This window comes from Alkalibaculum bacchi (genome assembly GCF_937875145.1).
Taxonomy (GTDB): Bacteria; Bacillota; Clostridia; order Eubacteriales; family Alkalibacteraceae; genus Alkalibaculum; species Alkalibaculum bacchi_A.
Genome location: NZ_CALNCS010000247.1, coordinates 1 through 12,349, shown reverse-complemented (window position 1 = coordinate 12,349; position 12,349 = coordinate 1). Strand labels below are relative to the sequence as shown.

11 protein-coding genes are annotated in these 12,349 nt (G+C 36.5%); all 11 read right to left on the bottom strand.

What is annotated here, in order from left to right:
* The coding region (locus Q7P22_RS14125) for an NADP-dependent malic enzyme (RefSeq protein ID WP_303865030.1) at nt 1–663 on the bottom strand (663 nt) is incomplete at its 3' end.
* 194 nt (nt 664–857) lie between these two features.
* Nucleotides 858–1,877 carry a molybdopterin-binding protein gene (locus tag Q7P22_RS14120; protein ID WP_303865029.1) on the bottom strand — a complete coding sequence of 340 codons (1,020 nt, stop codon included), beginning with the start codon at nt 1,875–1,877 and terminating at the stop codon, nt 858–860.
* Nucleotides 1,855–3,012 (bottom strand): DVU_1551 family NTP transferase, encoded by a 1,158-nt coding sequence (locus Q7P22_RS14115; RefSeq protein ID WP_303865028.1) that lies wholly within the window; start codon nt 3,010–3,012, stop codon nt 1,855–1,857. The genes Q7P22_RS14120 and Q7P22_RS14115 overlap by 23 nt, the downstream gene beginning before the upstream one ends.
* Nucleotides 3,002–3,397, bottom strand: a complete 396-nt coding sequence (locus tag Q7P22_RS14110; protein ID WP_303865027.1) for a transketolase C-terminal domain-containing protein — start codon at nt 3,395–3,397, stop codon at nt 3,002–3,004. The genes Q7P22_RS14115 and Q7P22_RS14110 overlap by 11 nt, the downstream gene beginning before the upstream one ends.
* A 91-nt stretch (nt 3,398–3,488) precedes the next feature.
* Complete coding sequence (locus tag Q7P22_RS14105; RefSeq protein WP_303865026.1) at nt 3,489–4,331, bottom strand: MBL fold metallo-hydrolase; 843 nt, start codon at nt 4,329–4,331, stop codon at nt 3,489–3,491.
* Nucleotides 4,332–4,412: 81 nt separating this feature from the next.
* Nucleotides 4,413–5,276: a xanthine dehydrogenase family protein subunit M gene (locus Q7P22_RS14100; protein ID WP_303865025.1), complete on the bottom strand. Its 864-nt coding sequence runs from the start codon at nt 5,274–5,276 to the stop codon at nt 4,413–4,415.
* Between the two features lie 3 nt (nt 5,277–5,279).
* The gene (locus Q7P22_RS14095; RefSeq protein WP_303865024.1) at nt 5,280–5,792 is read right to left on the bottom strand and encodes a (2Fe-2S)-binding protein; all 513 of its coding nucleotides are present in this window, start codon (nt 5,790–5,792) and stop codon (nt 5,280–5,282) included.
* Nucleotides 5,792–8,164, bottom strand: a complete 2,373-nt coding sequence (locus Q7P22_RS14090) for a xanthine dehydrogenase family protein molybdopterin-binding subunit (RefSeq protein ID WP_303865023.1) — start codon at nt 8,162–8,164, stop codon at nt 5,792–5,794. The genes Q7P22_RS14095 and Q7P22_RS14090 overlap by 1 nt, the downstream gene beginning before the upstream one ends.
* Nucleotides 8,165–8,425: 261 nt before the next feature.
* Nucleotides 8,426–10,147, bottom strand: a complete 1,722-nt coding sequence (gene lpdA / locus Q7P22_RS14085; protein ID WP_303865022.1) for a dihydrolipoyl dehydrogenase — start codon at nt 10,145–10,147, stop codon at nt 8,426–8,428.
* Between the two features lie 204 nt (nt 10,148–10,351).
* Nucleotides 10,352–11,704: a dihydrolipoamide acetyltransferase family protein gene (locus tag Q7P22_RS14080; RefSeq protein ID WP_303865021.1), complete on the bottom strand. Its 1,353-nt coding sequence runs from the start codon at nt 11,702–11,704 to the stop codon at nt 10,352–10,354.
* A 12-nt stretch (nt 11,705–11,716) separates the two neighbouring features.
* A partial coding sequence (locus tag Q7P22_RS14075; protein ID WP_303865020.1) for an alpha-ketoacid dehydrogenase subunit beta occupies nt 11,717–12,349 on the bottom strand: 633 nt, incomplete at its 5' end.

Genomic DNA, 12,349 nt, shown 5'->3' with positions numbered 1-12,349 from the left:
AGATATGGCTCCTTTGCTATCGCAAACCACAATATCTTTTACTCCAAAACTGAGGAGGAGTTTCGTTACAGCAGTTCCCGCAGCTCCAGCTCCGTTTACAACTACTTTTAAATCTTCTGCCTTTCTATGGGTAAGCTTTAATGCATTAATAATTGCTGCTAAAACGATAACCGCAGTACCATGCTGATCATCATGAAATACTGGAATATTCATTACTTTCTTTAATTTCTCTTCGATTTCAAAGCACTCAGGTGCTTTAATGTCTTCTAAATTTATTCCACCAAAAGACGGCTCCATAAGCTTTACAACTTCTACTATCTTATCAATATCTTCCGTATCTAAGCATATTGGAAAGGCATCTACTCCACCAAATGCTTTAAAAAGGACTGCTTTACCTTCCATAACTGGAAGACCTGCTCCAGCACCAATATTTCCAAGTCCAAGTACTGCTGTTCCATTCGTCACTACTGCAACCATATTTCCCTTTGCAGTGTAATCGTATATGGTATCGTAGTTCTTTTGAATTTCAAGACAAGGTTCTGCAACTCCTGGAGTATAGGCCATAGTCAAATCCTCTTTTGTCTTTACGGGAACTTTACTAGACACTTCAATTTTTCCTTTGTTCTCTTTGTGAAACTTTAATGCTTCTTCTCTTAAACTCATATAAATTCCTTTCTGTATCGAATATTAACACCCATTTTGTTTATTCGTAGCTTTATAATTAAATATTATATAATCGATTGTATGCAACAAAAAATATAAAACAAGCTCACTTTAGTTAGAATTCTTTACAATCTTAAATTATCTTACGAGAAATGACGAGAGTGTCATTCCCTATCATTTTCGTCTTCCAACTTTTATGCTTTTCCAAAACCGCAATTAGGATAAATACACTCCTTGCAATTTCTACAGAATCCACCGTGGACTAAAGCTTTAATATCTCTTCTATTTATTCTTTCACCTGCAAGAATTCTAGGAACAATTAACTCAAAGATGCTGGCTTTATGATACATAACGCAACCCGGTAAACCCACTACAGGAATATTTTTAATATAACCCAGTAAAAACATTGCTCCAGGTAAGGTTGGTGCGCCATAAGTTATGATTTCTGTTCCAGCCTTTCGAATAGCCGCTGGCGTTCTATCATCAGGGTCTACAGACATGCCTCCTGTTACAGCAATCATATCTACGCCTTCTTCTGCAAGTTGTAAAATAGATGATGCGATCATCTCTTCGTCGTCATCAGCGAAGATTTGCTTTACTACCTTGCTGCCTAGGCTATCAAATTTTTTCTCTAATATTGGTCCAAAGGCGTCTTTGATTCGACCATGATAGATTTCACTACCTGTAGTAACTAAACCTATATTCGAGGACTTTAGTTTTTTTACAGATATAATCGGTTTCTCCATACACAGCTCTTCTGCCCGTATTACTTTATCTTCTTTAACAAACAAAGGAATTACTCTTGTGCCTGCCACAACTTCTCCCTTTTTTACTACTTGATTGTGATGAATAGTTGCAAACATCATTTCATCATCATCGATAAGATCCATAAGCATATCAACATCTATTTGAAGGAGACCATCGTATTGTGCTGCTAACTCCACTTTGCCTTCACTCTTCGCAATGACGTCTAAACCGCAACCTGTAGCCGCAGTAGCAATTCGCATAGCTGCATCATTCTCATGTACATCATCCTTGCCAAGTTCTAGGACATATAAATTTTCTTTGCCCATGCTTAGAAGTACATCAATATCACTTGGCTCCACTATATATCCCTTTTTAAAACGACTTCCCTTGAATTCTCCCGGGATAATTTGAGTCATATCATGGGCTAAGACCATTCCAACAGCATTATTTACTGGCACAGTTCTCACAAAAAAGCTCCTCCCTTTGGCATATATTATCTAAAATCCTCTTTGCTATATTAAAACGAATTTCAATAGCTTTTGATGGTATTTCTTGATCGGCAAACTTTTTATACGTATTTTCAAAACGCTCCTCTAAAGACACTTCTTTATCTTCAATAACTAATTTGTCTGCTAAATAAAGAATAGCCTTTTCATCTAAAGCGTCTATAGATCCAATCTCTATATCCATATGACATTCAATTACCTCAGCGACCTCGTCATAGCCCATTTCTTTTAGCCATTCCCCACCGACTTTTGCATGATTTTTCATTTTTCTCGCCACATCGTGAAGAAGTGCTGAAGAACAAATTAATTTTTCATTAAGTCTATATCCTGTACATTTAAGTCTATCTGTTAGTTTCTTCGATACCCCGAGAACAGCTTGGCAGTGTTTTATAACCCTCTCATCTGTGTTAAAAAACTTTAAGATCTCAATACACATTTCCTCATCAGGTATATCTCTTTTTTTATAATAGTCTAAAAGTTCTTCATAATCTTTGGGTGTGTCTGCATCTAGCAGAATCCCTTTATCTGGTACAAGTAAATCTAGGCGATTGTCAATGCTTTCTATAGCTCCTTTTAAACCCATTTTTCCATTATGATTTAAAATGGTGTCTATACATGAAGCAGAAAATAAAACAGGATGACCGTGTTTGCCCTTATAGGTCGGCTGAACAATATGACATGATGACTTCTCCATTGTTCTTTTCATTTCTAATAAGGTATGTGACCGAAATAGCGGTATATCCCCTGGCAAAAAGAAGAACATATCACATTGATTTTTTATGTATGTAACACCTAGTTTTACAGAATCAAACATTGTCGTCGTCGTATAAAGTTCATTGTACACAAAGTGAACGTCTCTATTTTCTAGCTGATTGACTATGAGTTTTGTCTGATTACCTGTAACTACGACAATCTTCTGAACTCCACTCTCTCTTAGAGAATCGATAACGTGTTCTATAATTGTCTTTTCTCCTAATGGTAATAAGGGCTTAAATCGCTTCATTCTAGAAGACATCCCTGCTACAACTACTACAGCTCCAGTTATATTTTTATTTGTTTTTTTCTTATCGTTTGAAATTAAAATTTTATTGCACATAATGTATATAATTAGAAGTAAAACCTCTATTGCTTTCCCTTTTATTTTTTATTTTATTCATAACCTCTTTTACAATTATATCCGCGCTCCATTTTTCAATAAAACAAATGTCCACTGAAAATTCATCAAGCAAATTATCAAACACAGTTCTTATTTCCTCGTCTAAAAAAACATAGATATTCGTATTATTTCCTAATTTCAAATCTTTTGCTCCCTCTGTGGAGTCTATGGTTAGCACCTCTATTACAGTAGTGCTAACCCCTTTAATACCTAAAATTTTTGAGGCCTTTAAGGCACTTGCCGCACTACTACTACTTGCCATTATGGTTACATCTGTTCCATTATTAAGGATTCTGGTCTTACCATTATCGATAATCTCACACATGTTTATCCCTCAATTCTCCTTTGCGCAACAATTATGTATTGCCCTTCATATATGAAAGCAAATACTATATTGCCCAGGCGCTTTCTTGTCTTTAGCCCTTAATATAGTTATAACACTTTGTTACATTTGTTCTTTGAACATAATCCATCATTTCTGCTTGACCTATATCTACTGGTAAATCTGTAAAACTAATTTTTTTAATACATTCATCAAGAGTCCAATCTTGTGCTATACCACCAGCTACCGCACTAATCCATTTGTAAATTAAAGCAAGTTGTACATCAATATACTCTTTACCAACTACTGGACCATGTCCTGGCACAATATAATCTACGTCTAGTGTTTTAAGGAATTGTAGAGATGAAATAAGTTCATCGATATTAGCACTATGTAGCCATGTTTGACAGCCTACAAAGAGTGTATCTCCAGTAAACAAAACTCTTTCTTCTGGAACATGAACAGCTATTTGTGAATCCGCATGACCTGGTGTGTGATATACATTAAATGTATGATTGCCAACTTTTAAGGACATTCTTTCGTTAAATGTAATTTGTGGTGGATTTACGATGTACTCCTCTCTTGAAGGCATAAAAGGTAAAAATTCTTTGTCCTGTCTCTCTAAAACATCTACGCTATAATCGTATCCGTCCATATCCCCAGGTACATCAAAGAAAGTGTCTGCAATCTTTTCATGCCCAATTACCGGACAAACCCCTGCAAACCAGTGATTGCCAAAAATATGATCTATATGAGGTTCTGTGTTAATCAAGTATTTTATAGGTCCTTTGCTCTTTGCAAAATCAATCATTTCTAATAGAGTACTAATCCACTGAGCGGTATCGATAAAGACTGCTCCCTCATCTGTAAACACGATACTAGGATTACAGCCTCTAATTTTTGTATTTGTAAACACATTTTCTGTTACTCTCTCCATGAAATCACTTCCTTTTTATTGTGTAACTAGATGGTAGTTTGGATTCAACTACCATCTAATTAAGTTCTTATAATGAACTGTTTATTTTGTGCGAGCTAATGCATCTTTTAAGGCGTTTTTTGCCCACACTTTTATCATTTCTACCCGATATTCTTTTGTTGCTCTATGATCGGTTATAGGGCTACAATTATTACCTATTAATTCTGCTGCTTCGTCAATTAGCTCGTCCGTTAATTGTTTTCCCATAATTAATGATTCTGCTTCTGTAGATCGTATTGGAGTTGGAGCTACTGCAGCAAAAGAAATAATCGCACTTGCAACCTTTCCATCTGCATCTAGGGCAATGTTGCTACCAACGCCTACAATAGAAATATCTGTATCTCCTCGTAGGGCAAACTTTTTATATGTAGCACCAGAATTTTCTTTAGGTGTAGGCACAGTGAAGCTTATAACAAATTCTCCACCTTCTAATACGGTCTTACCAGGCCCTACAAAGAATTCGACAATAGGAACTTTTCTTGTTCCATTTTCTCCAACGATATTTACTATAGCGTCGTAAACAATAAGGCCTTGTAATGCATCTGCACTTGGTGATGCATTGCAGACATTACCACCAATTGTAGCAATATTTCTTATTTGATCGCTGGATACGTGGCCTGCTGCCTCTGATAAAGCTGGCCATTTTGCTTTAATCTCACTTGATTTAGAAACCGTTCTAAGTGTAACTAATGCCCCTAACTCTAATCCTTTTTCATTTATGATGATCTGTTTTGCTTCAGCTATTTTTTCTAATCCAATGACTGCCTTTACTCTTACAGCGCGGGATTTTAACTTTGGAACTAAATCTGTACCCCCTGCTACCATGCGTGCCTCTGAACCATAAGTTTTTAGAAGGCTGACGCATTCGGAAGTAGTCGTTGGTTGACAATATTTCTCAAATCTCATCTCTTATACCTCCCCACAACTGTCTTTGTATTCGCCGTCTCGTACTGCTTCAATAGCTTCTACAATCTTTTTATAGCCTGTACAACGGCACATATTTCCGTGTAAAGCTTCACGAATATCATCTTCTGTAGCATCTGGTTTTTCCATTAATAATGCTTTTGCAGATAAAATCATACCTGGCGTACAATAACCACATTGAAGAGCAAAGTAGTCGATAAAGGATTGTTGTAATGGATGTAAGCCATCCTCTTTTTCCAAACCTTCTATAGTAGTAATTTTATGACCCTCTGCTTGAGGAGCTAATACACAACAGCTTTTTACAGCTAAATTGTCCATTAGTACAGTGCACACTCCACAATTTCCATCTTCACAGCCGACCTTTGTACCTAAAAGATTTAAATCTTCTCTTAACACGTCTTGAAGTGTCTTAAATGGAGCTACATCTACAGTGTAGTCTTTTCCATTAACAACTAGATTGACGGTTACTCTTTCATAACTCTTATCAACAATTGCCATTAGTTTGCAGCCTCCTTCTTCTCTTTGATTAATTTAAGAACTTTCTCCGCTGTCATTGGGTATGAATCCACTCGGATTCCTACTGCATTGTATACGGCTTCTGCAATGGCTGGCGCTACTGGAACTGTTATAGATTCAGCCATTCCTTTTGCTCCAAATGGACCATCTGGCAACGCATCTGGACAAATAATGGATGCTACATTTTCATTTTTAGGCATTTCCATAATAGTTGGAATTCTGTAATCTCCAAGGTTTCTGTTAGCGATCATACCATTTTTATCATAGAAGTGATCTTCCATAATAGAGAAGCCTATAGCCATATGAACGCCACCTTCTATTTGGCCTTCTACTAATTTAGGGTTAATCGGATTTCCTGTATCTGCTGCACTTGCAAACTTAATGACGCGAACTTCACCAGTTTCTTCATTTACTTCTACTTCTGCTGCACAAGCAGAGTATTGATACCAGTTCCATTGTCTAGCACATCGTCCATCTGCTCCCCATTGTAGAACTGGAGCAGGGCAGTATACGCCATGACCTCTTACAGGAGTCCCTTTCATTAAGCCGAAGTTTCCTTGCTCGAAGAAGTTTATAGGTTTAAATAATGTATCAATTTCAATCTCAGGTACTTGGTAGCCGTGTACGATGGCTTTTGTTCCTTCAATTTCTACATTAATTGGATGAACGCCGATTGCTCTACCTACTTCATCTCTTAATTTTTGGATACAATCCATTGCTGCAATTCGTACCGCATTTCCTGTTGTATATGTAGTTCTACTAGATGCTCCGTAGTTGTCATAAGGTGTAGCATCTGTATCGGCTCTGATTACTTCAATATTTTCAATAGGCATTTTTAACACTTCTGCAGCAATTTGTTTTAATGCAGTCGTGGCACCCATACCGTTTTCATCATTACTTAAAAGCAATGTAACGGTAGCATCACTATTCCAAAGTACAGTTGCCTCAGAACGTCCTAATGGTGTGTTTTGTTTTCCAGCGGATGCAATTCCTTTACCTCTTTTCCAAACGGAGCCGTCTTGAATACTTGGCTCATCAACTTTTACAGATTGATAAACAGATTTTAAGCAATCTTCAAGACCTGTACTGGTGATGGCTTCACCTACACAGTTTTTATCTCCTTTTCTTAAAAGATTTTTTAATCTCATATCTAACTGGTCAATTCCTAATTGATCCGCAATTTCACTGATAACACATTCAATGGCAAATTCAGATTCAGGGACACCTAAGCCACGGTATTCTGCTGCTGGCACTGTATTTGTGGTAACTGCACAAGAGTCAATTCTCGCTTCGCCGAAATCGTAGCACATATTTGCACCAGAAGCACACATTCTACCTGTGAAGTAAGAATTATTAATCGCTGCTCCACATTCTTCAGCAACATACCAGTCAAGAGCCACGATGGTGCCATCTTTCTTCGCTCCCATTTTAATCTTGGAGATTCCTGGCCAGTTAGAAGGAGCTGTGGTAAATTGTTGTTCTCTAGTAAGTCTATAGATAACGGTTCGCTTAATTTTTCTAGCCATCATAATACATAGTACTTCCATAATTGGAGCTAAACGGCTACCAAAGCTTCCGCCATTATGTGGTGAAACGACTCGAAGCATATTCTCTTTGATTCCTAACATTTTACTTAAGCCCATTTTAACGACGCCGTGAACACCCATTCCGTTTGAACTCAAGATGATTTTGCCATTTGGTTCATAGATGCATGTACAAAGAGGAGTTTCCATTTGACTTGCAGTCTTTTTACCTGTATAGAATTCTTTTTCTATAATGATATCAGCAGTCTTCATGGCTTCATCCACATTGCCTGTATCTAATTTATAAGCGCCTACCACATTTGGTGAAACTCTCTCATCGATCTCATCCATAGGTCGGTCCGTAACCACGTCACGTTTTCCCCACATAGGGTCAACGACGGATACAGGGTCTGGCTTGATAGTATCCCAGTAGTAAAGTACATGGGGAAGTACTTCGTATTCGATATCAATTAGTTCTATGGCATCTTTAGCTTGCTCTAATGTCTCTGCAGCAACTAACGCTACAATTTGACCTGCCCAAATCACTTCATTATTTTGTGCCATAATAGCATCTTTAGGAAAACTTTCCCAATCAATACCTGGTTCCTCTCCTGTAATAATACCTACTACACCTGGAGCTTTTTCTGCTTTACTTAAATCTAATTTTGTAATCTTTGCATGAGCATAAGGACTTACAAGTGCGTGCATATGTACTGCATCCCTTGTTTGAACAGCTACATCTGTTGCGTAAAGAGCTCTACCAGTTACTTTTTCATAGGCGTCGATTCTCTTTTGATTTTGACCAACGTATTTCCCTATAAATCTTGTCATAAATACAACCTCCCTTTTTCTCTTAATACATAATTCCCATTAAAACCTTGCTTAATAATTGTCGATTACACTCCTTAATCTATTTGTTCAGCAGTTCTTTAATTTAAAAGAAAGCAATATATTATGTAATCGATTATATTTATAATAGTATTATATAATCGATTATATAATCTTGTCAATATATAATCGATTATATAATTTATTTGTACTTTCTATTTATCACAGTATTTTCATATTAAAATCACGAAACAATCTTTTGGATTAAAGCTTATGTATAGCGCTTCCTATTACATCCAAAGAGGCTTCCATTATGCTTTCTGAAAGAGTTGGATGAGCATGTATCGTATCTGCTAATTCTTCAACAGTACACTGTAGTTTAATAGCTAATGCCCCTTCTGCTATCAATTCCGTAGCATGTGGACCAATAATATGTACACCTACTATTTCATTCCATTTTTCATCTGCTATGATTTTTACAAAGCCAGCATTTTCACCAGCTGTCATTGCCTTACCACTAGCTGAAAACGGAAATTTTCCAATCTTTACATTTCCATACCTTGTTATTGCATCTTCCTCATTTAGACCTACAGAAGCGATTTCAGGATGTGTGTAAATACATGATGGAACAATAGAGTAATCCATCTTTGAAGTTTCGCCACAAATATTTTCTACAGCTTTTATTCCTTGATGACTTGCTACGTGAGCTAACATTGCTTTCCCTGTCACATCACCAATAGCATAAATATTGGGGATATTTGTTCTTAAATAATTATCTACCTCTATTTTTCCACGATTCATTGTGATGCTAACACCGCCTAAAGCAGATGTAATCGCATTTCTCCCAATAGCTACTAAGACCTTTTGAGCAGAAATAATTCCCTTTTCTTCTTCAGATTCGTGATAAACTTGTAGTCCTTTATCATTTCTCTCAATATGAGTTAGTTTTGTACTACCTTTTATTTTTATGTTCTTTTTCTCAAAGGATTTTTTTAGTTCGGACACAATTTCCTTGTCCTCTCTTGGTAAAATATCGGGCATCATTTCGAGTATCGTGACATCTGTGCCAAAGGAATTGTAAACATAGGCCAATTCCACACCTATAACGCCTCCTCCAACGATGACCATAGAAGAAGGAATCTCTTTAAGATCTAAAGCTTCATCACTATAGATCACGCCCTCTAAATCATATCCCGGAAATGGAATAACACTTGGCTCAGATCCTGTAGCAATAATGATGTTTTTAGCCTTTATGATTTCTTTATTTTCTCCAACGATAGATATCGTATTTTTATCCTGAAGAGTACCCTCTCCATTGTAAACAGTGACCTTATTTCCTTTTATAAGTCCTTGTACACCAGAACGAAGCTTCTTTACTACATTTGATTTATTCTTTTGTACGTTATCCCAATTCACAGATACACCTGATAAGTCAATTCCAAATTCTCTAGAATTTTTTGCATCATTTAAAAATGTAGCACTGTTAATAAGAGTCTTTGTAGGAATACATCCTCTATTTAGACAGGTGCCTCCAAAAATATCTTTTTCCACAATAGCAACTTTTAATTTTTTCTTTGCAGCGTAAATCGCAGCCGTATATCCACCAGGACCTCCACCAATAATTACTACGTCATAGTCCATTTCATCGCCATTTGTCCTTACTTCATCCTTGGCATGATCTTGTTCATCTTTTGATGATGTTTCTGTTTCAGTACTAGATTCACCTAATAAAGATAAGATATCCTCTCCCTCTTCACCTATAATGGCTACAAGTTCTGTAATAGGTACCGTATCGCCTTCTGGTACTACAATTTTTAATAAGGTTCCTGTTGCAGGTGCTTCTATCTCAATAGAAACCTTATCTGTTTCAATTTCAAATAGAGACTGCCCTTCTTCTACCCTATCTCCTTCTGACAAAAGCCACTGTAATATAGTACCTTCTGTCATCTGTAAACCTTGCTTAGGCATAATTACCTTTGTTGCCAAATAAATCACCTACTTGTTTTATATTTCCTATATTACTTTACTTACAAAAGGCCGGAGACCTTTGTTTGTATTTGCATCCTTGTATTTAATTTAATGCTTCTAATGATAAATAAACTATTTTTAATGTTATTTTTTATAAATAACCCAAAAGGAATGCATGAGAACTAGCGATTAATGACTAACGACCAAAGTGTCGAAAGTACTTCAAAGTAACAAATATGGTTTCATTAAAAGCTGTTTTACTCTTTGCAAGAACTGAGCAGCAGGAGCTCCATCAATTACTCGATGATCATATGTCAACCTTAGTGCCATTATTGGTCTTATGACGATTGCATCATTTTCTACTACTGGCGTCTTCTCAATTTTTCCCACTGCTAAAATTCCGCTCTCAGGTGGATTGATTACAGCTGTAAACTCATCAATATCAAACATTCCTAGATTTGTGATAGTAAAGGTTCCATTGGCGTAATCATTTGGTCGTAGTTTTCCGTTTAAGGTTTTATCAATTACTTCTGAGGACTGAGCAGCGATTTCTTGTAAAGATAATAAATCTGCATCTTTAATATTAGGAACAAGCAATCCATTATCAACAGCTACCGCTAGTCCAAGATTTACATAATCTTTTAAAAGAATTTCATCTTCCATAATAGAAGAATTCATATATGGGAATTCTAATAAAGCTTTTGAAACCACTTTGACTAAAATATCGTTATAAGACACTTTGATTCCAGCTTCTTTTAATTGTGTTCGTAAGCGCATTGCTTCAGTCATATCTACTTTAATTGTGTGGTTTGCTTGAGCCATTCCATGAATACTTTCCATCATTCGATCAGATATAACTTTTCGCATTCCTTTAAAAGGAACCAATTTACCTGTTCTAGAAAAAACAGTTTCTTTTATTGAGCTTTCTACAGCGTTATCTTCTTGGACGGCATTACCATAAAGATCCTCTTTCGTAATTCTTCCAGAAATACCTGTACCAGAAACAGAAGACAAATCGATACCTTTAGCTTGAGCAATTTTTGCTGCAACAGGAGTTGTTTTTATTTTTGACTTAGGTATATTTTCAGCATCTGCTAAAATATCTCTTTCTATAATTAGACCTTCTGGTCCACTACCCCCTACTAGATGATAATCTATATCCATTTCAGCAGCCTTTGTCTTTGCTCTCGGTGTAATAAACACCCTTTCAGATGGATCTCTTGTAACTATATTGGTTTTTGGTTTATGACTTTCTATTACGTCCATATTATCTTCTTTTGAGCTTATGGGCTCTTGTTTCGCAACATCTTCTGATAGAAGAGAAGAATAATCTTCGCCAGGTTCTCCTACTATCGCAACGGTTTCCGTTATAGGAACGGTTTCCCCTTCAGAGACTATTATTTTCAACAATGTTCCAGAAGCAGGTGATTCAATTTCTATATTTACCTTATCTGTTTCGATTTCAAATAATGGTTGACCTAACTCAATCTGATCACCTTCCGAAATAATCCAACGAATTATAGTACCTTCAGTCATCTGAAGTCCTTGTTTGGGCATAATTACTTTTGTTGCCATTTATATCACCACCTATTTATAAAGTACAGCTTTTATAGCCTTCTCAATATCCTCTTCTTGAGGTACTACAGCATTTTCGAGATTTAGTGCAAATGGTAAAGGACAAGCTTTTGCTCCTAATCTTAAAACAGGAGCATCTAAATATTTAAACGCCTCTTCCATTAATGTAGATGCAATTTCAGCTCCTGGACCAGCATTTCGATGTGCCTCATGAACTACTATTCCTCTTCCCGTCTTTTTCACAGAGTTTACCATTGTCTCTGTGTCTAAAGGAACTAAAGTTCTTGGGTCGATTACTTCTACGCTGATTCCTTCTTTTTCAAGCTTATTTGCTACATTTAAAGCTTTACCTACATATAAAAGGGTTGCGATAACTGTCACATCCGTTCCCTCTTTTACAACTTTTGCCTTTCCAAAAGGTATCGTAAAGTCTGGATCATCAGGCACTTCTCCTTTTGAACCGTATAGAGCTTTGTGTTCAAAGAACATGATTGGATTGTTGTCACGTAGAGATGTTCTAAGCAATCCAGCTGCGTCTTCTGGTGTGGATGGAACAGCCACTTTTAGACCTGGAATATGCATAAAAATCCCTTCAACGCTTTGAGAGTGAGTAGCTGCATTTCCTCTACCTATACCTTGTTGTCC